Here is a 24583-nt window from a genome sequence, read left to right as displayed (position 1 = left end):
GGCTTTGTGTAAACCGGGCGCCAGCAATTCCCCGCAACGAGAAGAAGACGGGCAAGAACCATGGAAAAATTCACCAAGCTCACCGGCGTCGCCGCGCCGATGCCGATCGTCAATGTCGACACCGACATGATCATCCCCAAGGATTATCTCAAGACGATCAAGCGCACCGGGCTCGGCACCGGCTTGTTCGCCGAAATGCGCTACAAGGACGACGGTTCGGAAAACCCGGACTTCGTGCTCAACAAGCCGGCCTACCGCAAGGCGCAGATCCTGGTCGCCGGCGACAATTTCGGCTGCGGTTCGAGCCGGGAACATGCGCCGTGGGCGCTGCTCGATTTCGGCATCCGCTGCGTCATTTCGACCTCGTTCGCCGACATTTTCTACAACAACTGCTTCAAGAACGGCATCCTGCCGATCACCGTCAGCGCTGAAGACCTGGAGAAGCTGATGGACGATGCCTCGCGCGGTTCCAACGCGACGCTGTCGGTCGATCTCGAGACCAAGGAAATCCGCGGGCCGGACGGCGGCGTGGTCAAGTTCGACCTCGACGAGTTCAAGCGCCACTGCCTGCTCAACGGGCTCGACGATATCGGTCTGACCATGGAGAAGGCCGGCGCCATCGCTTCGTTCGAGAAGAAGAACGCCGAGATGCGGCCCTGGGCATAGACTCTAAAGCCGCGCCGACGGTCGGCCTAAGTCCGGGAGGGATGTGATGACACGCTTGCTTGTTGCCGCTGCCTGCGGACTGCCGCTGATACTGCTGCCAGCGGCGAGCGTCTATGCCCAGACGCAGACGCCCACCACCGAGGCGCCAGCGACAGATCAAGGCGCCAGCGACACAGCTGCTGTCGACAATGACAAACAGGCGCCGATCCCGTTCGAGGGCGGCCAGCTGACCATCACCCAGGAGGAAGAGTACGGGGAACGGGTGCTCGCCTTCGACGGCAAGGAACTGGCGCGCAATTACGACGTCTTCTTCGACAAGGTCGTCGAGGTTGGCGGTGTCAAGGTGGCGCTGGTCGATGTCGGCGACGGCGGCAATCAATGCGGCCCGGCCAAGGTGATCGTGTGGAAGCCGGAAGGCGGCACGATCCAGACGACCACGGTCGAGCAGGATGAATGCGGCGCACCGCCGGCCGCGATCTCCGACAGCGCCATCTATTTCGTACCCTATCTTTTGCCGGGCGATTCCAAGCCGGCGCTGCAATGGTCGCCGACGGACGGGCTGACGACGTCCGGTAATCTGACCTACATGCCGGAGCCGGGCACCGACTGGAAAGACGTCGATCCGTCGAAATACGACAACATCATTGATGCCTTTCACAACGAGGCCGTCTACAGGCTAGCCGAGACGCTGCTCGGCAAGGACATGCCCGACATGGCGACCAGCCTGCTGGTCGGCGGCGGTACTGAGGAGACCGCTTCGGGCGCCTTTTTTGCCAGCGGCTGCGTGCCGCATGATTGCGGCGGCAATGACGGTTTCATGGCCGTCGACCCGATCAACCATAAGCTCTATTTCGCCCGCCGCGGCGACAAGCCCGAGCCGGACGCGTGGCCGGCGGTGAGTACATGGCCGGCCGACGTCAAGGAAGCGCTGGACAAGGCGCTGGGGTCGGCGAATTAAGGTTTCGACAAGGGGTCGCAACTGCGCATTCGTCATCCTCGGGCTTGACCCGAGGATCCCTGCCGCGACCGTTGTCGGAAGGCGCGGCTGAGCAGAAATTCTGCACCGTGGCAAAGCCCATGAGGTCTCGGCATGGATCCTATGGTCTACGCTGCGTCGCTACGCTCCTTGCTCCGCCATAGGATGACGACGGATAGGTGCTCCGGCCAATCTCCAAGGTTTGCGTCTTGCCGCCTCGTGACAACAATTTGCCTAGCTTGGCTCATGACCCGCCCGGCCCCCTCTGCTAGACGACGCTCAGCAACCCAACGAGGCCGCCCCATGCGAAAACTGATCTCCACCGGTTCGCCCTTCGAGAAGACCGCCGGCTATTCGCGTGCTGTGGTGCAGGGCGACTGGTGTTTCGTGTCCGGAACGACCGGCTACGATTATGCCACTATGACGATGCCGGAGACGGTCGAGGCGCAGACGCGCAATTGCCTGGCGACGATCGCCAAGGCATTGCAAGACGGCGGCTTCGAGATGGCCGATGTGGTGCGGGCACATTACTATATCACCGATGCGGCTTTCGTGGATGTGGTGTTCCCGATCCTCGGCGAGGCCTTTGGCGAGATCAGGCCGGCGGCAACGATGATCGTGTGCCTGCTCAACAAGCCGGAGATGAAGATCGAGATCGAGGTGACGGCGCTGCGGCGCACAGCCTGATGCCTGCCACGGTTGCGAAAACGACACGGTTAGCACGAGGATCCGGCCAATGGTGAAGGTCAGGCGCATCGTTGCAAACATAGACACGCAGGATATCGCGGCGGCAAAACCCTTCTATCAGGATGTGCTCGGCCTCGATCTCAAGATGGATATGGGCTGGATCGCTACCTACGGCTCGCAAGAGACGATGTCCGTGCAGGTCAGTTTCATGGCCGAAGGGGGATCAGGAACGCCGGTGCCGGACATCTCTATCGAAGTCGACGACGTCGATGCCGCGCTTGAAAGCATGAGGACGGCCGGCTTTGCCATCGAATACGGTCTGGCGGACGAACCCTGGGGCGTGCGGCGCTTCTTCGTACGCGACCCGTTCGGCAGGCTGGTCAATATCCTTTCGCATTTGTAGGCGTTTTGGCTTGAGCATCGGATTCTGCCAAAACCGGTTTCCACTTTTAGGTCCGATGCTCTGAACCGCAGGCTTGCGCGCCGGCTGCTTGGCGTTTAGCAAGGCCGCGTTCATGCGCTAAACAACCGGGACGGTTCTCATGGCTTCGAAAAATCTTCTCCTGCTTGCCGGCGACGGCATCGGACCCGAGGCGATGGCCGAGGTGAAGAAGCTGATCGCCGCCATGAACGACAGGCTCGGCAGCGATTTCGTCACCGATCAGGGCCTTGTCGGCGGCTGCGCCTATGACGCGCATGGCGCGGCGATCTCCGATGCCGACATGGCCAAGGCGATGGCCGCGGACGCAGTGCTGTTCGGCGCCGTCGGCGGACCGAAATGGGATGCGGTGCCTTACGAGGTGCGCCCGGAGGCGGGTCTGCTGCGGCTGCGCAAGGACATGGAGCTGTTTGCCAATCTTCGACCCGCCATTTGTTATCCGGCTCTGGCGGCGTCCTCCTCGCTCAAGCAGGAGGTGGTCGAAGGGCTCGATATCCTCATCGTGCGCGAGCTCACCGGCGGCGTCTATTTCGGCGAGCCGAAGCAGATCATCGATCTCGGCAACGGCCAGAAGCGCGGCATCGACACTCAAGTTTACGACACGTTCGAGATCGAGCGCATTTCGGGCGTTGCCTTCGAGTTGGCACGCACGCGCAAGAACCACGTCACCTCGATGGAAAAGCGCAATGTGATGAAATCTGGCGTGCTGTGGAACGAGGTCGTCACCCAGACGCACAAGGCGCGCTATGCCGACGTCAAGCTCGATCACATGTTGGCCGATGCCGGCGGCATGCAGTTGGTGCGCTGGCCGAAGCAGTTCGACGTCATCGTCACCGACAATCTGTTCGGCGACATGCTGTCCGACATCGCCGCCATGCTGACCGGCTCGATCGGCATGCTGCCGTCCGCCTCGCTCGGCGCGCCGGATGCGAAGACAAAAAAGCGCAAGGCGCTCTACGAGCCGGTGCACGGCTCGGCACCCGACATCGCCGGCAAGGGCATCGCCAATCCGATCGCCATGATCGCCTCCTTCGCCATGTGCATGCGCTATTCCTTCGGCATGGTTGAAGAGGCCGACCGGCTGGAAGGCGCGATCGCCGCCGTTCTCGACCAGGGCTTGCGCACCAGGGATATTCATTCGCCGGGGATGACCGAGGTCGGCACCGCTGAGATGGGCGACGCGATCATCGCCAAGTTCCTGGGCTGATCCGGTGTCGGTCGACTCCGCTGGGCGACGACCGGGGATGCCGCGGCACTCGCCGCCATGCTTTGCGAAATGGCGGTGCATTACCGGCAGCCGCCACTCGACGCCAGCCAAGCTTTGTCGGCGGCGCAGAAATGGCTTGGCGACGAAAGTCCGGCCTATCCGCATTTTGCGCTCGCCTTCGTCGATGGTGAAGTTTGCGGGCTGGCCTCGGTTGCGATCGCGCATCCCGGCATCGATCTCGAGCGGCTGCTGTTCCTCAAGGACCTATTCGTACGCGATGATGCCCGCAATGGCGGTGTCGGTCGAGCGCTGATGGCATTCCTTGCCGGCCATTGCCTGCGCGAAGGCATCGGCCGCATCGACCTGACCACCGAGGACTGGAACGAGCGTGCGCTGCGCTTCTACGTCAGACTCGGCGCGGAGCGCCAGGGCCGGAAGGTCTTCCTCAGGCTTTCGAGCGAGGCGCTGAAGGCGACCGCTAAACCCTGACGCCCGCCGGCACCGACCCCCAAGGGTTTTCACCGACCTTGGATGGGATAAGCCCAAGCGCCAACAGACCCAGCGTGTTGAAGCCGGGAACGAAGTACAGCAAAACGAACCAGCCGCTCAGGCCGATGTCGTGCAGGCGTCGTACCATAAGGGCAAACCACGGCAGGACAGTCAGTAGCAGGAACACGAAGGCTGGCGCATAACCCAAAGCTCCAAATTCCAGGTCGCCTCTGACAGCTGTGATCGCTGCATTGATGAGGACGCCGAACGCAAGAAGCGCGAAGAACACAATCAGCGTGAGCAGAAAAAAGCCCCAAAATTCCTTGCGGCGGGCGCGGCCGGTGAAGCTGACATGTCTCACTTTGAATGCGCGCCAGAAATAAGCCCATAATCCGGTGGATAGGGCAGGTTCAACGCCGTTGGGAATGAGGCTGCGGGATTCGGCAGCCCTTGGCCTTCCTGCAATGACGGCGCGCGCAGTCCCATCGTCCGGCTGGAACTCGACGGGTGCGCCTCTGACCAACGCCACGCCGGGACTCAGATCCTCATGCCCGACGATGTAACGCTTGCCGTCGGCTCCATTGATGTATCCGAAACCCTGATCCTGGTCATAATGATAAATCGCGCCGCGCATTGCTTGCCCCCAAATACTGTGCCGTACGGGTTGTTTTCAATTGCAATATGCACGCATCACATGTGCGAATGGAGCGGCTGCTAGGCACGGCGCCGGCTAAACCCTGACGCCTGCCGGCACCGGACCCCACTGGTTTTCACGTGCCTGTGTCGGGATCAGCGCGAAGATCAGGATGATCACGGTGCCGAAGGTCGGGATCAGGAAAAGCAGGAAGAGCCAGCCGGTCAGGCCGATGTCGTGCAGGCGACGCACGTTCAGCCCGAACCACGGCAGGGCTGTCGCCAGCAGAAAGAGGCCGAAAAGGCCGACCGTTACTGCCGGCAGTTCAGCGGTATTGCCCATGACGCCGTCGATAAAGACACCGATGCCTACGACCACGATCAGCGCGATCGTCCAGAACAGGCAATAGCCCCAATATTCCTTGCGGCGGGCACGGCCGGCGAAGTTGAAATAATTCTCGGTCAGGCCCAGCCAGAAATAGTTCCACAGGCCGGCGGATTCGGCCGGACTTTGTTCAGCGGAACGGCCGAAATGTTGCGGCGGACGTGCCGCTGGCGCATTGCCGGCCTGAGATGGCGCGGCGGTTGCAGTGGAGGCGTCGGCAGGCGCACTGCCAGGTTGGGCGCGGATCGAAAAAACATCGCGTGCCCGTCCGCCAGCCGGCTGGAATTCGACGGTCGTGCCTCCGGCAACCGATGCTTCGCGGCGCAAATCTTCGCGGGCCAAAGTGTAGCGGTTGCCGTCGGCTCCGGTGATGAAACCAAAACCCTGGTCTTCGTCGTAATGAAGAACTTCGCCGCGCATGTCCTGCCCACCCCCATTTCCCCGCCCCAGACTGTGCAAAGTTCCGGCAGACCGCAAGGGGCGTGCGGAAATGGAGAGTGCTGGCTATTTACCCCGGCCGTTTCTTCGATTTCTTGTGTTTCGCAGGTCCGCCTTCGAACTTCGCCTTGGCCGGTTTCCCGGCCCAGGGCTTCGCCTCGAATGCCGGGCGCTGGTCGGCGGGTGCGCGCTTCTCGAATTTGGGCGCGTGCTGATCGAAGGTTCGCTTGCCGCGATGCGGCTTCTTGTCGGGCCGCGGTTCCTGATAGCCGGCTCGCGACAAATCCGGCGTAGCGTCCAGCCGCTTGACCGCAATGTTGCCCTGCAGCTTGCGGTCGGGACCGATCGCAGCGAGGAAGCGCTCGGCCCAGTCCGCCGCGATCTGCACGAAGGTTTCCTCCGGCTGCATCTTGATCGCGCCTATCTCGCGCTTGGAAATGCCGCCTGTCCGGCACAGCATCGGGATCAGCCAGCGCGGCTCGGCGTTCTGCCGGCGTCCGACCGACAGCGAGAACCAGACGCTGTCGCCGAAATCGTCGCGGCGGCTCGGTGGCTCGTCGCGGCGGGCGGCTCTGTCGCCAGCGGGTCTGTCGCCCGACGGCGTGAACGGAGCGACCTCCAAGAGATCCTCGGGCGCCGAGCGGCTGGAGCGGCAGAGACGCACGAAGGCCGCCGCCACCAGTTCGGCGCCACGTTGGGCGAGAAGCGCGTTGACGAAGCCGCGCTCATCGTCCGTCACCGGCTCGCTGAAGACCGGGTCGGCGAGGATGCGTTCGTCGTCGCGGCGCAAGACGTCGTCGGCCGAAGGCGGGCTCGCCCACGTCGCTGCAAGGCCGGCGCTTTGCAGCAGGCGTTCGGTGCGCCTGCGGGCATTGTTGGGCACGATCAGCGCGCTGACGCCCTTGCGTCCTGCCCGTCCCGTCCGCCCGCTTCGGTGCAGGAGCGTCTCCGGGTTGGTCGGCAAGTCGGCGTGGATGACCAGTTCGAGGTTGGGCAGGTCGATGCCGCGTGCCGCGACGTCGGTGGCGATGCAGACTTTTGCGCGGCCGTCGCGCATCGCCTGCAGCGCGTGGCTGCGCTCGTTCTGGCTAAGCTCGCCGGACAGCGCCACGACGGAAAAGTTGCGGTTGTTGAAGCGCGCCGTCAGATGGTTGACGGCGGCGCGGGTGTTGCAGAACACCAGCGCGTTCTTGGCTTCGTAAAAGCGCAGCACGTTGATGATGGCGTTTTCGCGGTCCGCCTGGGCGACGCTCAGCGCCCGGTATTCGATATCGAGATGTTGTTTCTCCTCGCCACCAGCCGAGATGCGTACCGCATCGCGCTGGTAGCCCTTGGCCAGCGTGGCGATGGAGCGCGGCACAGTGGCGGAAAACATCAGCGTGCGGCGATCGGCAGGGGCAGCATCGAGGATGAATTCCAGATCCTCGCGAAAGCCGAGGTCGAGCATCTCGTCGGCTTCGTCGAGCACCACTGCCTTGAGCGCCGACATGTCGAGCGAGTTGCGGGTGATGTGGTCGCGCAGGCGGCCGGGCGTGCCGACGACGATATGGGCGCCGCGCTCCAGCGCGCGCCGCTCGGTGCGCATGTCCATGCCGCCGACGCAGGACGCCACCGTGGCGCCGGTCAGTTCGTAAAGCCATTCCAGCTCGCGCGTCACCTGCAGGGCCAGCTCCCGCGTCGGCGCCACGGCAAGCGCCAGGGGTGCCGCCGCGTGGGAAAAGCGCTCCGCGCCATCGAGAAGGGTCGGCGCCAAAGCCAGACCGAAGGCGACGGTCTTGCCGGAGCCGGTCTGGGCCGAAACCAGCGCATCGGCCTGGCCAAGCTCGAGAACCGCCTTCTGCACCGGCGTCAGTTCGACATAGCCGCGTTTTTCCAGCGCCTTTGCCAGCGCGGGAACGATAGCTTCGAAATTGGACATCTTGCTCTTTCGAAATTCGGATTCTTAAATACCCGGCGACGGGTAAATGTCGGCAAGCGCCACGGACGGGCGCCACGAGCCAGACGATACCCGTTCGTACTTGGTGCCGCTGGCATTGTACAGGGCGGGCGGGTCGGCCTGCTTGCGATTGACTCTGGACGCAAACCGCGTAAAAGCCGGCACCGAACGGGATAGTTTCGATGCGCGGCCTTATGATGGCGCTCCTTGCATTCGACATCCCCGGCCCCAATGCGAACCATTGGACCGGGTGCGTCGCTGCGTCTCCTCGTTCCAGCAAACCCACGTTGTTGCTCAAAAAAACCGGCAAAACGATCACCAAAACGGTCTGATTCCCTTGGCCTAACCACCCTCTCCCGGGTCCGGCCCGGGGGTTGAAACCCGCATCGGCCGGCGGGTTTTCTCCAGAAACCGAGCGGAGAGCGACAGGAGATTTCGATGAGTTTCAAGGTTGCGATCGTCGGCGCCACGGGCAATGTGGGCCGGGAAATGCTTAACATACTGGAGGAACGCGGCTTTCCGGTAAGCGAGGTGGTGGCGCTGGCCTCGCGGCGCAGCCAAGGCACGGAAGTGTCGTTCGGCGACCGCACGCTGAAGGTCAGGGCGCTCGATCAATATGATTTTTCAGACACCGACATCTGCATCATGTCGGCTGGCGGCAACGTCTCAAAGGAATGGTCGCCGAAGATCGGCAAGCAGGGCTGCGTCGTCATCGACAATTCGTCGGCCTTCCGTTACGACCAGGACGTGCCGCTGATCGTTCCGGAAGTGAACCCGGATGCGATCTCGTTGTTCACGCGCAAGAACATCATCGCCAACCCGAACTGCTCGACGGCGCAGCTGGTCGTGGCGCTGAAGCCGCTGCATGACGCTGCCACCATCAAGCGCGTCGTCGTCGCCACCTACCAGTCGGTCTCCGGCGCCGGCAAGGAAGGCATGGACGAATTGTTCACGCAGACGCGCGCTGTGTTCGTCGCCGACACCGTCGACGTCAAGAAGTTCACCAAGCGTATTGCCTTCAACGTCATCCCGCATATCGACGTCTTCCTCGACGACGGCTTCACCAAGGAAGAGTGGAAGATGGTGGCCGAGACCAAGAAGATGCTCGACCCCAAGATCAAGCTGACGGCGACCTGCGTGCGGGTGCCGGTGTTCATCGGTCATTCGGAAGCGGTCAACATCGAGTTCGAAAAGCCGATCACCGCCGATGAGGCGCGCGAGATCCTGCGCGAGGCGCCGGGCTGCCAGGTCATCGACAAGCGCGAGGACGGCGGCTACATCACGCCACTGGAATCGGCCGGCGAGGACGCCACCTTCATCTCGCGCATCCGCGAGGATTCGACCATCGACAACGGCCTTTCGATGTGGATCGTCTCCGACAATCTGCGCAAGGGCGCGGCACTCAATGCGGTTCAGATCGCCGAGCTGCTGGTCGAGCGCGGGCTGATACAGCCAAAGAAGAAGGCGGCGTAGTTTCGCTCACGGCCGTATCGCCGCTATCGCGGCTGGCCCTCCGCGGGGGCGCCGGAAGGCCGGCGGCCCGCAGTCGCGGGCTCGGCCTTCGGCCGTTAGCGCCCTTCTCCCCGCTCACGGGGAAAAGGTTCCGGCAGGAGGATGAGGGGCAGCGCAGGCGTCTCAAATGGCCAGCAAGGTGCCGGCGTCACAGCCGGTTCTCCTCCGCTAGGTCCAACAGCAACTCCAGCGCCTCCTCCGCCCGGTCGGCGGGCACGAACAGGTGATCGTGGTAGAAGGCCGAGACCGGATTGACGCCGATGCCGGCCGCGGCCAGTCGTGCGGTGATGGCGGCGAGGAAGCCGACCGCGTCCAGCGACGAATGGATGTTCAGCGTCAGCATCCGGCAGCGGAACACGGTTTTCAGTCCAGCGGCCTTGGCATGGTCTTCATGCACGATCAGCGTCATGCCCTCGCGCTCGCGAAATAGCATCACCGGGTGGAGCCTGTCGGGAACGGGCGCATCGGGTGGCAACGTGGTGAACACATGAACCCCGGCAAGCAATTCCGGCGTCATTGCCGCCAGCAACTGTTTCAGGTCGGTCTCTCCGGCCATCGATTGCTTTCGTTGTGCGACTAGGCGGCTGCTGCGTCGAGCGCTCGAAGACACTTCTATGGATTTTCGATAACGCCCTCCACCTCACCCCGCAAGGTGGACTTGGCCAGGTTCGTTGCTGACTGAACGTACACACCCAAGGTTCGCCGCTGGAGTGAAAAGAACTGGAGGCATGTCGGATCGCCGTAATGGACCGCGTCCTTGGTTCGAGCTGGCGGAGGAGCCAGTGCTCACAACGACCGGAGGGAACATCAATGACCATGTCTCAGGCAGCACCCGTCTCATCGCGTGCCTTGTGGGCCGGCCGCGTGCTCAGCGCCGTCGTCGTGCTGTTCATGATCTTCGACGGCGTGATCAAGCTACCGCCGCTCGAAATCGTCACCCAGACCATGGTGCAGCTCGGCTGGCCGGCCGATGCCAATGTCTCGCGCATTCTCGGCATCATTGGACTGGTCTCGACAGCGCTTTACGCGCTGCCGCGCACCTCGGTGCTCGGCGCCATCCTGCTCACCGCTTATCTCGGCGGCGCCGTCGCCACGCATGTGCGGATCGGCAGCCCTTTGTTCTCGCACATACTGTTCGGCGTCTATCTCGGCGCCATCCTCTGGGGTGGCCTGTATCTGCGCGATCCAAGGGTGCGCGGGTTGTTCCCATTCAACCAATAGCGGCGACTTCGAAAGCCGTTCGATGGTGGCCACGCCGCCAGAGCGGGCGCGATCTGCCGCCGCTTTTCTACTCTTTGGATCAAATCGAGTTGGATCAAATCGAGCGCCGCCGGGCGGCAGCCGATCTTCTTCTTTGGATCAAATCGCCTGGTTGCGAGTTAGGAGGTTCAGCGGCGAGGACGGCACCCTGTTGGAGAGGAACGACAATGAAAAAGGTGATGATCTTGATGGCCTTGCTGGTACCGCTCGGTGCCTGCTCCCGCACTGAGCAAGGCGCGGCAGTTGGTGGCCTGGGCGGTGCGGCGGTCGGCGCTGCGGTGGCCGGCAACCCAACCAAGGGCGCGGTGATCGGTGGTGCGGCCGGCGCTTTGGCCGGTGCGCTGATCGGCCGTGCCAGCGAAAGCGGCCAGTGCCGTTATCGCGATCGTAACGGTCGTGTGTACGTTGCGAGTTGCCCAGAGGGCTATTGATCGGGCCGCACCATGCGGACGAACAGCAAAACGGCGGGCAAGGCCCGCCGTTTCGTGGTTGTGGAGATGATTTATTCGGCGCTGGCGGCTTCCGCCTCGGCCGGCGCGGCTGCAGCGGCGGCAACGGCCGCGGCGGCATCTTCCTGCGCCTTCTTCAGCAAGGCTGCGCGCTCCTGCGCCTTCTTGCCGGGCTCGGCCTTCTTCGGGTTGGAGCGGGCTTCGCGCTTGGCGATGCCGGCTTCATCGAGGAAGCGCAGCACGCGGTCGGTCGGCTGGGCGCCATGCGACAGCCAATGCTTGACGCGCTCGGCGTCGACCTTGACGCGTTCGCCGTCCTTGGGCAGCAGCGGGTTCCACGAGCCGAGCGACTCGATGAAACGACCGTCGCGCGGCGAACGCGCGTCGGCGACGACGACATGGTAATAGGGACGCTTCTTCGAGCCCGCACGGGCCAATCGGATTTTCAGTGGCATTTCTCTTCTCCTAAAGCTCTGATTTGGTTGATCGGTTGGTGGCTGGTCCTCAGCCGGTTCTCGTCACGCCGTTGGATGCGGCGATCTGCTCGTGATGGCGGATCACTTCGCGGACGACGAAGTTCAGGAATTTCTCCGCGAAATCCGGGTCGAGATGGGCGTCCTTGGCCAGTTGGCGAAGACGGGCGATCTGCTCCTGCTCGCGCGCCGGGTCGGCAGGCGGCAGGCCATGTTCCGCCTTCAGCACACCGACTGCCTTGGTGCAGCGGAAGCGCTCGGCCAGCATGTGGATCAGCGCCGCGTCGATATTGTCGATCGAGGCGCGATAATTGGCCAGCGCCGCACGCGCGTCCGCCATGTCCTTCTCTTCGTTCATGGCGCTCTCACTTCTTCTTGCCCAGGCCATTCTTGCCAAGCATTGGCAGCCCGCCACCACCCGGCAGGCCGGGAAGTTTCATGCCGCCGGGCAGCCCAGGCAGGCCACCGCCACCGGGAAGACCACCGGGCAGGCCCTTCATGCCGCCGAGCCCGGCCGCCTGCGCCTGCTTCTGCAAGGCTTCGAGCTGCTTCGGGTCCATCTTGGAGAGATCCGGCATGCCGCCGCCCATCATGCCGCCTCCGGGACCGCCTGGGCCGCCAGGCATCATGCCGCCGAGCCCCATCTTGGAAGCGAGGCCGCCCATCATGCCGCGCATCAGGCCGCCGCCTTTGCCCTTGCCGCCCATCGCCTTCATCATGTCGGCCATGCCGCGATGCATCTTCAACAGTTTGTTGATTTCGGCCGCGTCGGTGCCCGAGCCGGCGGCGATGCGCTTCTTGCGCGAGTGCTTCAGAATATCGGGGTTGGCGCGCTCCGCCTTGGTCATCGACGAGATGATGGCGAGCTGGCGGCCGAACATCTTGTCGTCGAGACCGGCGGCGGCCATCTGATCCTTCATCTTGCCCATACCGGGCATCATCCCCATGATGCCCCCCATGCCACCCATTTTCGACATTTGCTGAAGCTGGCCGGCGAGGTCGTTCAGGTCGAACTTGCCCGACTGCATCTTCCTGGCCATCGCCGCCGCCTGTTCGGCGTCGATGTTCTCGGCCGCCTTCTCGACGAGGCTGACGATGTCGCCCATGCCGAGGATGCGGTCGGCGATACGCTTGGGATGGAATTCCTCCAGCGCGTCCATTTTTTCGCCGGTGCCGATCAGCTTGATCGGCTTGCCGGTAACGGCGCGCATCGAGAGCGCCGCACCACCGCGGCCGTCGCCGTCCATGCGGGTCAGCACGAGGCCGGTGATGCCGACGCGCTCGTCGAAGCTTTTTGCCAGATTGACGGCGTCCTGGCCGGTCAGCGAATCGGCAACCAGCAGGATCTCGTGCGGCGACGACATCTTCTTGATGTCGGCCATCTCGACCATCAGCGGCTCGTCGATGTGGGTGCGGCCGGCAGTGTCGAGGATGACGACGTCATGGCCGCCGAGCTTGGCCGCCTGCACGGCGCGGCGGGCGATATCGACCGGCGTCTGGCCGGCGACGATCGGCAATGTGGCGACCTTGACCTGCTCGCCGAGCTGGCGGAGCTGCTCTTGCGCGGCGGGACGCCGCGTGTCGAGCGAGGCCATCAAAACCTTCTTGTTTTGACGGTCGGTGAGGCGCCTGGCGATCTTGGCCGAGGTCGTCGTCTTGCCGGAACCCTGCAAGCCGACCATCATGATGACGACCGGAGCCGGTGCATTGAGATCGATGGCGACGCCCTCGGCGCCGAGCATCTCGACCAGTTCGTCATGGACGATCTTGACGACCATCTGGCCGGGCTTGATCGACTTGACCACGGCGGCGCCGACGGCCTTCTCGCGCACCTTGTCGGTGAAGGAACGCACCACTTCCAGGGCCACGTCGGCCTCGAGCAACGCACGGCGCACCTCGCGCAGCGCCGCCGAGACATCAGCCTCCGACAAGGCGCCGCGGCCGGTGAGGCCATTCAGGATCGAACCAAGGCGCTCTTGCAGGGACTCAAACATTGGTCAACCCACCGCGCGACAGCGCCTTGGATTGATTTTGATCCCTGTCGGGCCGATGGCCCTCCACGCTTCTTGTGCGTTCCTGTAGCGATTCAAACATTCTTTTTCCTTTTCCCTGGCACCCGGATGTGCCCGAGAGGTAATGCGTTCGCGCCAACTGTCCAAACAAAAGCCGGTCCGGGCAAAAGCCCAAAGCCAAAAAGCACCCGGGGGCGCACAGCGCTGCCGGGTGTTGGCCTCCGGGATCGATTTACAGCACTTCACCTCAAGGAGGTTTCGGCGTCCCGGTCGGTTTGCTCGGAGGAATACTCGTCGCGGATTTCGCGGCGTGTAGACAGGAAATCGGCCGCAGAGTCAAGCTTTGGTCAGGCTTTGCGCCAAATATGCTCGGGGCGGCCAGGCAAGGCGCATCAGCGCACGCCGCCGGCGAGCGGCATATCCGGCTCGACCTTCAGCGGTGAGCGCGGATGCAAAAGCAACAGAACAGTCAACAGGCTGCTGACGATGCCGATCACGGCGATGAGGACGGCGTCTAAAGTCGTCCAGCCGGCGGATTCGAGCGGCTTGGCGTTGAACAGGGCGAAGGAATTATAGCTTTGCTGGTGCGAAATCAGCAGGAAACCGGTCAGATTGTTGCCGAGATGGGCGCCGAAGCCGGCACCGAGATTGCCGGTCGCATAGACCAGAAGGGTCAGCAACAGCGCAAAGGCGGCGATCGAGGCCAGCACGCAGGCATTGATGGCGGCGCTCGAACCTGGGCTCCAGTGCAGGGCGGTGAACAGCAATCCCGGCAGCAGCGCCCAGATGAAAGGGTTCTGGAACCGGCTCGCCAGGCCCCTGAGCAGATAACCGCGAAAAAGCATCTCCTCCGACGAGGTCTGCAGAAAGGTCAGGGCGGCGATCGGGATCAGGAACAAAAGCCACGAGGACAGGCCGATCGCGCCGCGCGCGATGTCGGGCTGCAAACCATAAAGCAGGATCTCGGAAAGCAGCGAGGTGATCAGCACCGCGGTCAACCCTTTCAGGAACCCCGCCCAAGAAATGCGCCGGCTGACGCCAATCAGGGCGGTCAGCTTCTCGCGATGGATCCAGCGCATTGCAGCCCAAAGGCCGAGCCAGATTCCGACAAATGAAGCCAGCGCCGCGAGGATGCCCGCAGGAGAGGCCATGAAATCCTGCACCGCTCCTCCACCTGGCGAGGCGGTGCCAGATGACGCCTGCCAAACGGCAAAGGCATATGTGCCGCCGAACAGCACGGCGGCAGTGATTCCGAGCCAGAACAGGATGACCACCACCGCTCCAAGCAGAAGCCGCGGCAAAGTGGTCTTGTTGTTGGTGGTGTGCCGGTACTGTTGGAAGGCGGTTGGGTCGATCGTCACGCGGGCTCGCTGGCTGGTGCTTCGGCTCGCAAGGTCTAGAACATCGGCCGCAATGTGGAAACCGGTATTGCAGCGGCAGTACCGGCTTGTGGCAGTGTCGGCAGTGCGAGCGGCCGCCGCTATAGGCGACCGCCCTGTTTGTATCGTCAGCGCTCGACGTACATGATGCGCCTGGTGCCTGGATCGACCAGTGCCGGCTGGCCGTTCACATAGACATAGCGGTAATCATAGTCCGGAATCTCGCGCAGCTCGACGGTGTCAGGCAACGTCGCGCCGGTCACCACCTCGCCCTCGAGATAGACCGGTTCGAGCCGATGCGTACGGACATAGGTGCGGATCTCGGCCGGCGGTCTGCGGATAGGCTCGATCGCCTCGCCGGCAACGATCGCTCCGGTATAGGTGTCGGAATATTCGGCGCTATCGGCAGGCGGTGTCACGACGGCAATGTCAGCGCTGGCCGGACGCTGTGTCAGGACCACACGGCTGCCGCCGAAATCGGCCGTCACATAGTCGGAATAGACCCAGCCCTGGCCGTTGGCCTCGGCGATGGTGCACCATTTGCTATTGGCGATGCAGCCGTCGAGCGTCGCCGACTGGCCGGCCGCGAGCACACCGATGACCGGATATTGCGGGCCGGGGCCGGCGCGTACATTGAGATCGGTGATGGCCGAGACGGCGGTGTCGGCCAAAGCAGAGCCCGACATCGCTATGAGCGCTCCGGCCACCGCCGGAAACAATATGCGTTTCATGGTTTTCTCTCCGTTTCACAGTCCCTCGGGACCGAAAACGAAGCAAAGCCGCATGCGTTCCGGCTAAAAGGCTTCGGCCGGCTCACGATTTGTTCCAGTCGTTTTCGGCAGGTCGGTCAAAAGCTCGTGAACAAAAGCAAGTTTTTGCGCCGCCACGTCCGAGATGACGAAGGGATAGAGATCGGGCAGGCCCATACAGCGGTTGATCGAGTTGGACGCCTCCGACAGCACCAGCCAGCGCTCGAGAATCCTTTCGAAGGGCTCTGGCCTGGGGGCGGGTTCCGATGGTGCCGGCTGCAACTTGCCGCCGGTATCGGCGCGCGGCAGCTCGTTGGCTTCAACGGTCTCCAACCGGCCGAGCGGGAAATTCAGGGCATGCACCATCTCCAGCGTGTCGGTGATGTGCATGTGATGCGCCCATGTCTCGGCCCAGTCCTCCCATGGGTGCGACGTCGCATAGGCGGAGATATGGCGCTGCTGCCAGTCGGGCGGCGCGCCATCGGCATAATAGGTCTTCAGCGCCTGTTCGTAATCGGCGCGCTCGTCGCCGAACAAAGCGCGAAAACCGGCAAGCCTTTGCGGATCGTCGCGGATCAGGCGGTCCCAGTAATAATGGCCGAGTTCATGGCGGAAATGGCCGAGCAGCGTGCGGTAGTTCTCGCCCATCTCGACGCGCCGTCGCTCGCGCTCTGCCGAATCCGCCTCGGCGACGTTGAGCGTGATCCGGCCGTTGTCGTGGCCGGTCAAGATACGCTCGCCGCCGGGACCGCCGCCGATCGGATCGGCAAGAAAATCGAAAGCGAGGCCGATCTCGTCGCCGGGATTCTGCTTGGGTGCGACCGGCAGGCCGAAGGCGAGCAGCGAATACACGGCACGCTTCTTTGCCGCCTCGACACGGATCCAGCGGCGGCGGTTGCCGTCGACCGACAGATCCGGAATCAGCTGGTTCAGCGCACAGGCGCGGCAGAAGGCGTGGCCGGGCTCCGCCATCCAGTTGCAGGCGCATTCGTCGGCATTGGTGCAATGGAAGACGTCGCCGCCGGACAGCGCGAAGCGCGCATGCTCGGGATCGTAGACCACGAGGCTGGCGCAGTTCAGGCATTGCGCGTTCTCGAAATAGAGACGGTGGCCGCAATGCGGGCAGTCGAAAAGCTTCATTGGCGTCTCAAATCATTCGAAATGCGAAGGACAATACGAACAGGAGAACGCCAAACGCCTGTCAGCTGCCCACGTTCCTGCCGGCCGACGCTATTTTGCCGCAAGCTGGGCGACGACCTCCTTGGCCACTGCCGCGCCCGATAGCCTGGCGCCGCCGCAGGTCTGCATCAGCGGACCGGCCAAATGCTCGCCGGCGAAGAAGATCTTTTCCGCCACCGGCTGCATCAGCGTGGCGCGCGCTTGCGAGCGGCCTGGCCGCGCCGCCGCATAGGCGCCGCGCACGAACCGCTCAGCGCCCCAATTGGTCATCATCGCGCGTCCGACATGTTTTCGCACGTCGCCGCCAAAGATGCCGCAGAGCCGGTCGACGACGAAGTCGATGCCGGCCGCCTCGCCCGCCGCCGACATCTCCCAGGCGAAATCGCCGCCGACGAAACCGACCATCAGATCGAGGTCGAAGGGAAAGCAGAGGAAGTAGATGTCGTGTCTGGCCAGCCGCTCGATCAGCAAATCGTCGAACGGCTCCAGGCCGAGCCTTGTACCGGATATTTCGACCGGCAGCTTGGTCAGCATGCCCATCGGCAGGTCAAAGAAGGCGGCGAAATGCGCGTCGGGGAGTGCAGGCGAGAACGCAATCTCCTCGAAGGCGAGCACTGCCGGCGAGGCGGTGACGATAACCGCCTTGGCGCAGATGATACCGCGATCGGTGACGCAGGCTACGCCCGGCCCATCCCAGACGATCTTGCGCACCGGCGTCGACAGTGCCACCGGCACATCGGCGCCGAAGCGCGCAACCAGCGTACCGAAGCCTTCCCTGGTGAAATAGTTCGGATCGAGATCGGCGGCCGCCTGAAAGTCGCGGATCGATATCTCGTCCTCGTCGGCGCCGAAATCCATCGGCCCGGCGAAGGTTGCGGCGGCGCGCGGCGCGTGTCCCTTGGCGAGCAATGCCGAAAGACGGTCGTCGTCGCCTTCCCTCACCTGATGTGCCGCCACCAGTTCGAACAGCCTTGCGTCGGCAACCTTCATCGCCGCCTCTTCGGCTTCGCTTGCCTTTCGCTCGCGGTAGTAGAGATGATCGACATTCATGTCGTGGTGATGAAGCGTCCAGGCGGCGGCTTTCGCCTCGGGAAAATAAGGATTGCGGTCCGCGGCATGCAACCAGGCGCAGCCGATGTCGAACGGCACGCCGAAATGCTGATCGCTGGTCCAGGCGCGGCCGCCAATGCGGTTCATCGCTTCCAACAATTTGAAGGAAAAACCGGCAGCGCGCAGGGTCTTGGCAGCCGAAAGCCCGGCTGAACCGGCGCCGATGATCACGACGTCAACGTCTTCCATGCTTATTCTGCCCCCGCCACAATAATTACTTGATCGTAGGCAAATTCCCGGGCGTCCGCCAGTGTGGTGGATTTGAGGTTCCTGCTGTATTGAGTGCATCGGCGTGGCGCCGGGGCAGTGACAAGCAGGTGTTTCGCAGGCAAGTTCGCAATTGGGAACGTGATTCAGGCAACCAGGAGAGCAGCATGGCATTTCTTGCCAAGAAGATGTTTGTAGTGGCCACGGTGGTGGCGGTGCTTGCGCTGGCGACGGGCGCGCAGGCGGCCAGCTGTGGCAAGAGCGGCGCCGGCTTCGAGGCGTGGAAACCGGAGTTCGCCGCGGAGGCCAAGGCCGACGGCGTCGGCTCGAAGGGTCTGGCCGCTCTGGCTCGCGCAACCTACGCGACAAAGACGATCTCCGTCGACCGCGCCATCCATAAGGCTTTCAGCGGCTCGGTGGAAGCTTTCATGAAGCGCCGTGGCGCGTCCGCGATCATTGCCAGGGGCCGTGCGCTGAAGAAGGCCAATGCTGCGCTGTTCGACAAGATCGAACAGAATTACGGCGTGTCGCCGGGCGTGTTGCTCGCCATCTGGGGCATGGAGACCGGCTTCGGTTCCGCCATGGGCAACCAGAATACGGTCTCCGCCATTTTAACGCTTGCTTATGACTGCCGCCGTCCGGAGTTCTTCTACCCGCATGCCATTGCGGCCCTGAAGCTGGTTGATCGCGGAGCGTTGAGCGCCTCGTCGGTCGGTGCCGCGCATGGCGAGATTGGTCACACGCAGTTCCTGCCCGGAAATGTTTTGACATATGGCGTAGGTAACAAAAACCTGCGCGACAAGGCCACTGCGTTGGCTTCTACCGCCAACTTCCTCAAGAGTCATGGTTGGCGACCGGGCGCCAGCGCGCAGGCGAATATCGGTGCAATTGCCGGCTGGAATTCCGCGAGCGTCTACCAACAGGCCATCGCCCATATCGCCGACGCGATCGACGGCGGCTGACTAGAAATGTCCGTTCGACAAAAAGCCCGGCCGTGTGCCGGGCTTTTTTGTCGGTGCGTGTGGCATGCCAAGAGCGGCGAGCGCCTGGGCTCTCAATTGTTCACGTAACCGCCGCCCAATGGGCATTTCTTGGAAGCGGGAACCTCGAAGGAGCCTGAGTAAACATTTGAGCAGGTACGGAACTTGGAGTTCGGTGGCGTTGAAGGAGCCGCCTTTGGCCTGCCCTCGATCACCGTCGGGACTCCGGCAGCTTGCGAGTAGCTGCCGCCCAAGGGGCATTTCTCGGAAGCGGCAACCTCGAAGGAGCCGGTGATAACATTTGAGCAGGTACGGAATTTGGGGTTCCGCGGCGCCGGGGTGGCCCTAGCAGCCGCCTTTGACTTGCCCTTGATGACCAGCCAGATTTCGGTCGATTGGTCGAGCTGTAGGCTGTTTATGTCGGAGTAGCTGATGCGTCCGGTGCGCACCCCTTCGGCAAGGCGCTGGCAGAACAGGGCCGGCATGCGCTCCTGCGAGACGCCCATGAAGGAGGCGATATCGTGCTTGAGCGTGATGCCCCATGCGTGGACAGCGGTGACACATCCGCCCAAGTTCGCGCCCGGGTTGCGTTTCGCGCTTGCCTCTGACAACTGGCACACCGTCAAGGCGGTGACCGTTGCAAGCAGAATAAAAACACCATTTTTCATTGTCAAAAGCCCCCATACAGCAAGCGGGAACTTAGATGAAGTCGCCAAAAGGTCAAACAGAACTCTTTTGAGGTGGTTTAATTTCTGTTATATTAGAAGTAACAAATAAAACCCGGCGTCTCCGCCGGGTTTCTCGAACCGTTTCAGCTTTCACGGGATCGGTGGAGCGGCCCCAGGGTGCTGTTCAGATGTCAGCTTTTTCGACTACGCGCCGCCAGCGTGCGCAGCCTGAGCGCGTTGAGGCGGATGAAACCTTCGGCATCCTTCTGATCATAGGCGCCGCGGTCGTCCTCGAAGGTGACCAGCGCATCGGAATAGAGCGTCTTCCTCGACTTGCGGCCGGTGACAATCACGTTGCCCTTGTAGAGCTTCAACCGCACGGTGCCTTCAACGTCTTCCTGGCTCTTGTCGATCATCGCCTGCAGCATCAGCCGCTCGGGCGCGAACCAGAAGCCGTTATAGATCAGCTCGGCATAGCGCGGCATGAACTCGTCCTTGAGATGGGCGGCTCCGCGGTCGAGCGTGATCGATTCGATCGCCCGGTGGGCCGATATCAGGATGGTGCCGCCGGGGGTCTCGTAGACGCCGCGCGATTTCATGCCGACGAAACGGTTCTCGACCAGATCTAGCCTGCCAATGCCGTTGTCGCGGCCGAGATCATTGAGCGCCGCCAGCATCGTCGCCGGCGACAGTTTCTTGCCGTCGAGCGCGATCGGATCGCCCTTGAGGAATTCGATCTCGATCTCGGTGACCTCATCGGGCGCATCCATCGGCGATATGGTGCGCTGGTGGACGAATTCCGGCGGCTCGCTCCACGGGTCCTCTAGCACCTTGCCCTCGGAGGAGGAGTGCAGAAGGTTGGCGTCGACCGAGAACGGCGCATCGCCCTTCTTGTCCTTCGGCACCGGGATCTGGTGCTGCTCAGCGAAGTTGATCAGGTCGGTGCGCGACTTGAACGACCAGTCGCGCCAGGGTGCGATGACCTTGATGTCGGGGTTCAGCGCATAAGCGGAAAGCTCGAAACGCACCTGATCGTTACCCTTGCCGGTGGCCCCATGCGCGATCGCGTCGGCGCCGGTCTCCCTGGCGATCTCGACAAGATGTTTCGAGATCAGCGGCCGGGCGATCGAGGTGCCGAGCAGATAGCTGCCTTCATAGACGGCGTTGGCGCGGAACATCGGGAAAACGAAATCGGATACGAACTCCTCGCGGACATCTATGATGCGGATGTCCTTGATGCCCATCATCTCGGCCTTGCGCCTAGCCGGCTCCAGTTCGCCACCCTGGCCGAGATCGGCGGTGAAGGTGACGACCTCGGCGCCGAGCTCGGTCTGCAGCCATTTCAGGATGATCGAGGTATCGAGGCCGCCGGAATAGGCGAGCACGACTTTCTTGACGGGTTTTGCTTTCGACATGGTGGGCAGTTCCGCGACAGGGGTTCTTCGCGGGCGAGGTATCACGGCGTTTTAGGCCAGCGCAAGGGACGAACGATGCCTGGACCAGATGCTGTATCGCTCAGAGGCTGGCGAGCACACGGGTCCTGCGCTATGGCTGCGCCGTCTTTTGCCGCTACGAGACGAGCCATGTCCTTCATCCCCGACAGTACGACGCTTATCCAGTTTTCCATCGCCACCTTCATCCTGGCGATCACACCCGGGCCTGACATGACGCTGTTCGTCTCGCGCACGCTGAGCCAGGGCCGTGCCACCGGCTTTGCCTCTATGGCCGGCGCCTTGTGCGGCACACTAATTCACACCACGCTGGTGGTGGTCGGCGTCTCGGCGCTGATCGTCGCCTCGCCGATGGCGTTCTTCGTGCTGAAGATTTTCGGCGCCGGCTATCTGGTCTTCCTGGCATGGCAGGCGATCACAAAAGGGTCGGCGTTTTCACCGGAGAAGAAGAGCGGGCCGCAGATCTCGCTGTTCCGCAGCTGGGCCGCGGGGCTCGGGGTCAATCTGCTCAACCCGAAGATCATCCTGTTCTTCATGACCTTCCTGCCGCAATTCGTCTCCGCGCATGATCCCAACGCGCCGGGAAAGCTGTTCTTCCTCGGCGCGATGTTCGTCGTGCTGGCGATCCCGGTGACGGCGCCGATGGTGCTGGCGGCGGAAAAATTCTCGGCCGCGATGAAATCCAGCCCGCGTGTGACCCGCGTCGTCGACTATCTGTTTGCCGGAGTTTTTTCGGCCTTCGCGCTCAAGATCCTGACCGCCCAGGCGAAATAGGTACTTTGCGCATGATCCTTTCCGAACCTTTGGTTCGGGTCATGCGCTGATCTGGCGCCAGCTTCCGGCCGAGCGCCCGGCGCTCAGCCAGTAGAAAATACCGCCGACCATACCGCAGCCGATCACCGCCAGCATGACGCTGGTGTTGGTAACCTCGAAATTGGCATCGGCCGTCTGGTGGACGAAGCCGAGGAAGACCGCCGCCACCGCCGCGCCCGCCAGTGCATAGAACAGCCAGTCCCGCCGGCCAAGGATCTCGGAAATCAGGATGGCGATCGCCGCCGGCATGAAAGCGAAATAGGCGACGAACAGCCCGACGAAGGGGACTGAAAACCACAGCGAAGCCTGCGCCGCCGGTTGCGTCTCGTCCGTCATCAGCCCAAGAGACGCCAGGAACATGATGTTAAGGAAGGCGCTTGCCGCCAGCGAAGCAACGCCATAGCCGACAAGGATGACGGCGAAGCGGATCAGATAGGCGACGACGCGATTCACACCTCGCCATGCCCCGCGATCATCATCGCTTCCAGCGCCAGCCGGTCGACCTTGCGCATACGCTCGGAGTCCGACTTGAGCTGACCGCAGGCGGCGAGGATATCGCGGCCGCGCGGCGTGCGGATCGGCGAAGCATAGCCGGCATTGTTGATGTAGTCGGCGAATTTCTCGATCGTCTCCCAGTCCGAGCACTGGTAGTTGGTGCCCGGCCACGGATTGAACGGAATCAGATTGATCTTGGCTGGGATGCCCTTGAGCAACTTGACCAGCGCCTTGGCGTCCTCGATCGAATCGTTGACGTCCTTCAGCATCACATATTCGAAGGTGATCCGCTTGGCGTTGGAAAGGCCGGGATAGGCCCGGCAGGCAGCGATCAGCTCGTTCAGCGGATACTTCTTGTTGATCGGCACCAAAAGGTCGCGCAGATCGTCATTGGTGGCGTGCAGCGAGATCGCCAGCATCACACCGATCTCCTCGCCGGTGCGGAAGATCTCGGGCACGACACCCGATGTCGAGAGCGTGATGCGCCTCTTCGACAGGGAAAGCCCATCGCCGTCGGATGCGATCAGCAGCGCCTTCTTCACCGCCTCGAAATTATAGAGCGGCTCGCCCATGCCCATCATGACGATGTTGGACACTTTCCGGCCCTCGGCCGGCACGATGGCGCCGTCGGGTGTGTCGCGGTCGGGGAAATCGCCGAGCCGGTCGCGGGCGGTCAAAAGCTGGGCGAGGATTTCCTCGGCGGTCAGGTTGCGCACCAGCTTCTGCGTGCCGGTGTGGCAGAAGGAGCAGGTCAGGGTGCAGCCGACCTGCGACGAGATGCAGAGCGTGCCGCGGCCTTCTTCGGGAATGTAGACGGTCTCGATCTCGACCGGCCGGCCGGCGCCGCGCGGCGGAAAGCGGAACAGCCATTTGCGCGTGCCGTCGGAGGAAATCTGCTCCTCGACGATCTCGGGCCTGGCAACGGTGAAATGCCTGTCGAGCGCGGCGCGCAGATCCTTGGAGATGTTGAACATGCCGGCAAAGTCGGAAACGCCGCGCACATAGATCCAATGCCAGAGCTGTTGGGCGCGCATTTTCGCCTGGCGCTCCGGCACGATGCCGGCGGCGACGAGGGCGGCCCCGAGTTCGGCGCGCGTCAGGCCGATCAGCGACGGCTTTTCAGGCGTCGTGCGGGTGCGCAACGCGTCACGCGCGCCCTCAGTGGTGAGATCGAATGAAAGGGTCATTGTTGCGCCAATATAAGCGATTTGCGGCCGAATACAGCATCGTGCCCGAAATGAAGCGCGGCGCATAGCACAGGTTCGCGGCGGAGTCATGCAGGTGGTCTTCCCTTCTCCCCTGGGAGAAGGTGGCCCGAGCGTAGCTCGGTCGGGGGTGTTCCAGCTTGGCGCCGACCGCGTTCCGTCCAACACCCCTCTTCCGTCTCGGCGCTGCGCGCCGATCCACCTTCTCCCACAAGGAGGGAAGGGAAGACCGCGCCTAACCGCCTACTTGCACTTGGCGATCGAGGCCAGCGCCGCCGAGATGCCCTTCAGCGAGAAGACGTAAGTGGTGGTGTTGCCGCGGCCGGACTTGGCCGACACCTTCATGTCCGTGCCGGTCTTCATCGCGGCGATCAGCACCGGCTCCTCGGCGGCGTTCTCGACCCAGGCCGACTTGCCGCGCGTGAACATCGAGAAAGACTTCTTGTCGATGGTGACGGTGGCCTTGGAACCCTCCTGGAAGGTATAGCCGGCAATGAATTGCGGCTCGTAGGACACCTGCTGCCCCGGCCGCTGGCTGACGAAGAAGAACATGTCGCCGTGATCGAGCGTCGGCGGCTGCTTGTCGGTTGGCACGGTCAGGACATAGCAGACCTTGCCGCCGCCCGACGCCTGATAGCTGTAGGTGCCCCAGGCATTATGCTGGCCGATCTTGGTGGCCGACTGCGCCAGCGCGGGCGCCGTCAGGGCCACCAGGGCCAGGCTGGAAACTATAGCAATCAATCCGCGCATCGCTTTTCCCGTATTCCACTGGTGCGGCGGCAGGC

At 62.9% G+C, this 24583-nt stretch carries 27 protein-coding genes; 11 read left to right on the top strand and 16 right to left on the bottom strand.

Translation table 11 applies throughout. The features are described from left to right. The first annotated feature begins 60 nt into the window (after positions 1 to 60). The 6 genes from leuD to NKJ72_RS24085 all read left to right on the top strand — a co-directional run bounded on the left by leuD (position 61) and on the right by NKJ72_RS24085 (position 4464). Positions 61 to 666, top strand: a complete 606-nt coding sequence (gene leuD, locus NKJ72_RS24110) for a 3-isopropylmalate dehydratase small subunit (protein ID WP_352479708.1) — start codon at positions 61 to 63, stop codon at positions 664 to 666. Positions 667 to 712: 46 nt separating this feature from the next. Further along, positions 713 to 1624 carry an Ivy family c-type lysozyme inhibitor gene (locus NKJ72_RS24105; protein WP_352479707.1) on the top strand — a complete coding sequence of 304 codons (912 nt, stop codon included), beginning with the start codon at positions 713 to 715 and terminating at the stop codon, positions 1622 to 1624. Between the two features lie 321 nt (positions 1625 to 1945). After that, entirely contained in the window at positions 1946 to 2329 is a 384-nt protein-coding gene (locus NKJ72_RS24100; protein ID WP_352479706.1) for a RidA family protein, read from the top strand. A gap of 52 nt (positions 2330 to 2381) precedes the next feature. Next, positions 2382 to 2732, top strand: a complete 351-nt coding sequence (locus NKJ72_RS24095) for a VOC family protein (RefSeq protein WP_352479736.1) — start codon at positions 2382 to 2384, stop codon at positions 2730 to 2732. Between the two features lie 139 nt (positions 2733 to 2871). Next, on the top strand, positions 2872 to 3975 hold the full coding sequence (gene leuB / locus NKJ72_RS24090) for a 3-isopropylmalate dehydrogenase (RefSeq protein WP_352479705.1): 1104 nt from the start codon (positions 2872 to 2874) through the stop codon (positions 3973 to 3975). 57 nt (positions 3976 to 4032) lie between these two features. Next, positions 4033 to 4464: a GNAT family N-acetyltransferase gene (locus tag NKJ72_RS24085; protein WP_352479704.1), complete on the top strand. Its 432-nt coding sequence runs from the start codon at positions 4033 to 4035 to the stop codon at positions 4462 to 4464. On the opposite strand, the gene NKJ72_RS24080 is transcribed toward NKJ72_RS24085, so the two are convergent. The 3 genes from NKJ72_RS24080 to NKJ72_RS24070 form a co-directional block, all read right to left on the bottom strand. Next, positions 4454 to 5098, bottom strand: a complete 645-nt coding sequence (locus tag NKJ72_RS24080; RefSeq protein WP_352479703.1) for a DUF805 domain-containing protein — start codon at positions 5096 to 5098, stop codon at positions 4454 to 4456. The genes NKJ72_RS24085 and NKJ72_RS24080 overlap by 11 nt on opposite strands. 96 nt (positions 5099 to 5194) lie before the next feature. Next, positions 5195 to 5902 (bottom strand): DUF805 domain-containing protein, encoded by a 708-nt coding sequence (locus NKJ72_RS24075; RefSeq protein ID WP_352479702.1) that lies wholly within the window; start codon positions 5900 to 5902, stop codon positions 5195 to 5197. An 88-nt stretch (positions 5903 to 5990) separates the two neighbouring features. Continuing rightward, positions 5991 to 7838, bottom strand: a complete 1848-nt coding sequence (locus NKJ72_RS24070) for a DEAD/DEAH box helicase (protein ID WP_352479701.1) — start codon at positions 7836 to 7838, stop codon at positions 5991 to 5993. Between the two features lie 456 nt (positions 7839 to 8294). On the opposite strand from NKJ72_RS24070, the gene NKJ72_RS24065 reads away from it, so the two are divergent. Beyond that, positions 8295 to 9329: an aspartate-semialdehyde dehydrogenase gene (locus NKJ72_RS24065; RefSeq protein ID WP_352479700.1), complete on the top strand. Its 1035-nt coding sequence runs from the start codon at positions 8295 to 8297 to the stop codon at positions 9327 to 9329. Between the two features lie 187 nt (positions 9330 to 9516). Here the strand turns inward: NKJ72_RS24065 and NKJ72_RS24060 are convergent, their stop codons facing one another. Continuing rightward, complete coding sequence (locus tag NKJ72_RS24060) at positions 9517 to 9924, bottom strand: ACT domain-containing protein (RefSeq protein WP_352479699.1); 408 nt, start codon at positions 9922 to 9924, stop codon at positions 9517 to 9519. Between the two features lie 254 nt (positions 9925 to 10178). Between NKJ72_RS24060 and NKJ72_RS24055 the strand changes: the two genes are divergently transcribed. Together NKJ72_RS24055 and NKJ72_RS24050 are read left to right on the top strand one after the other, a co-directional pair. Further along, positions 10179 to 10589 (top strand): DoxX family protein, encoded by a 411-nt coding sequence (locus tag NKJ72_RS24055; protein ID WP_352479698.1) that lies wholly within the window; start codon positions 10179 to 10181, stop codon positions 10587 to 10589. Between the two features lie 206 nt (positions 10590 to 10795). Beyond that, positions 10796 to 11059: a YMGG-like glycine zipper-containing protein gene (locus tag NKJ72_RS24050; RefSeq protein ID WP_023680734.1), complete on the top strand. Its 264-nt coding sequence runs from the start codon at positions 10796 to 10798 to the stop codon at positions 11057 to 11059. Positions 11060 to 11130: 71 nt separating this feature from the next. Here the strand turns inward: NKJ72_RS24050 and rpsP are convergent, their stop codons facing one another. The 7 genes from rpsP to NKJ72_RS24015 all read right to left on the bottom strand — a co-directional run bounded on the left by rpsP (position 11131) and on the right by NKJ72_RS24015 (position 18168). Continuing rightward, a complete protein-coding gene (gene rpsP, locus NKJ72_RS24045; RefSeq protein ID WP_254817891.1) occupies positions 11131 to 11532 on the bottom strand; it encodes a 30S ribosomal protein S16 in 402 nt (133 codons plus the stop codon). Between the two features lie 49 nt (positions 11533 to 11581). Then, positions 11582 to 11908 carry a chorismate mutase gene (locus tag NKJ72_RS24040; RefSeq protein WP_352479697.1) on the bottom strand — a complete coding sequence of 109 codons (327 nt, stop codon included), beginning with the start codon at positions 11906 to 11908 and terminating at the stop codon, positions 11582 to 11584. A 7-nt stretch (positions 11909 to 11915) separates the two neighbouring features. After that, a complete protein-coding gene (ffh, locus tag NKJ72_RS24035; RefSeq protein ID WP_254817889.1) occupies positions 11916 to 13544 on the bottom strand; it encodes a signal recognition particle protein in 1629 nt (542 codons plus the stop codon). A gap of 410 nt (positions 13545 to 13954) precedes the next feature. Then, a complete protein-coding gene (locus tag NKJ72_RS24030; protein WP_352479696.1) occupies positions 13955 to 14923 on the bottom strand; it encodes a CPBP family intramembrane glutamic endopeptidase in 969 nt (322 codons plus the stop codon). Between the two features lie 146 nt (positions 14924 to 15069). Then, positions 15070 to 15672 (bottom strand): DUF1236 domain-containing protein, encoded by a 603-nt coding sequence (locus NKJ72_RS24025; RefSeq protein WP_352479695.1) that lies wholly within the window; start codon positions 15670 to 15672, stop codon positions 15070 to 15072. A gap of 63 nt (positions 15673 to 15735) precedes the next feature. Beyond that, the gene (locus NKJ72_RS24020; RefSeq protein WP_352479694.1) at positions 15736 to 16830 is read right to left on the bottom strand and encodes a zinc-binding metallopeptidase family protein; all 1095 of its coding nucleotides are present in this window, start codon (positions 16828 to 16830) and stop codon (positions 15736 to 15738) included. A 90-nt stretch (positions 16831 to 16920) separates the two neighbouring features. Then, the gene (locus tag NKJ72_RS24015) at positions 16921 to 18168 is read right to left on the bottom strand and encodes a flavin monoamine oxidase family protein (protein ID WP_352479693.1); all 1248 of its coding nucleotides are present in this window, start codon (positions 18166 to 18168) and stop codon (positions 16921 to 16923) included. Positions 18169 to 18353: 185 nt separating this feature from the next. Here NKJ72_RS24015 and NKJ72_RS24010 point away from each other — a divergent pair, with 185 nt between their 5' ends. Beyond that, entirely contained in the window at positions 18354 to 19148 is a 795-nt protein-coding gene (locus NKJ72_RS24010; protein ID WP_352479692.1) for a lytic murein transglycosylase, read from the top strand. Between the two features lie 92 nt (positions 19149 to 19240). Here the strand turns inward: NKJ72_RS24010 and NKJ72_RS24005 are convergent, their stop codons facing one another. Together NKJ72_RS24005 and NKJ72_RS24000 are read right to left on the bottom strand one after the other, a co-directional pair. Beyond that, entirely contained in the window at positions 19241 to 19834 is a 594-nt protein-coding gene (locus tag NKJ72_RS24005) for a hypothetical protein (protein ID WP_352479691.1), read from the bottom strand. A gap of 191 nt (positions 19835 to 20025) precedes the next feature. Next, positions 20026 to 21249 (bottom strand): argininosuccinate synthase, encoded by a 1224-nt coding sequence (locus NKJ72_RS24000; protein ID WP_352479690.1) that lies wholly within the window; start codon positions 21247 to 21249, stop codon positions 20026 to 20028. A 168-nt stretch (positions 21250 to 21417) separates the two neighbouring features. On the opposite strand from NKJ72_RS24000, the gene NKJ72_RS23995 reads away from it, so the two are divergent. Next, complete coding sequence (locus NKJ72_RS23995) at positions 21418 to 22059, top strand: LysE family translocator (protein ID WP_352479689.1); 642 nt, start codon at positions 21418 to 21420, stop codon at positions 22057 to 22059. A gap of 39 nt (positions 22060 to 22098) precedes the next feature. On the opposite strand, the gene NKJ72_RS23990 is transcribed toward NKJ72_RS23995, so the two are convergent. The 3 genes from NKJ72_RS23990 to NKJ72_RS23980 all read right to left on the bottom strand — a co-directional run bounded on the left by NKJ72_RS23990 (position 22099) and on the right by NKJ72_RS23980 (position 24548). After that, on the bottom strand, positions 22099 to 22551 hold the full coding sequence (locus NKJ72_RS23990) for a hypothetical protein (RefSeq protein ID WP_352479688.1): 453 nt from the start codon (positions 22549 to 22551) through the stop codon (positions 22099 to 22101). Further along, positions 22548 to 23780, bottom strand: a complete 1233-nt coding sequence (gene rlmN, locus NKJ72_RS23985; RefSeq protein WP_352479687.1) for a dual-specificity RNA methyltransferase RlmN — start codon at positions 23778 to 23780, stop codon at positions 22548 to 22550. The genes NKJ72_RS23990 and rlmN overlap by 4 nt, the downstream gene beginning before the upstream one ends. A 261-nt stretch (positions 23781 to 24041) precedes the next feature. Beyond that, the gene (locus tag NKJ72_RS23980) at positions 24042 to 24548 is read right to left on the bottom strand and encodes an invasion associated locus B family protein (RefSeq protein ID WP_023721899.1); all 507 of its coding nucleotides are present in this window, start codon (positions 24546 to 24548) and stop codon (positions 24042 to 24044) included. Positions 24549 to 24583 lie beyond the last annotated feature (35 nt).

Origin of the sequence: Mesorhizobium sp. M0045, from assembly GCF_040323385.1 — a bacterium.
GTDB lineage: Bacteria > Pseudomonadota > Alphaproteobacteria > Rhizobiales > Rhizobiaceae > Mesorhizobium.
Note: the sequence above shows the minus strand (reverse complement) of the source record. Positions and strands in the feature narration are given on the sequence as shown.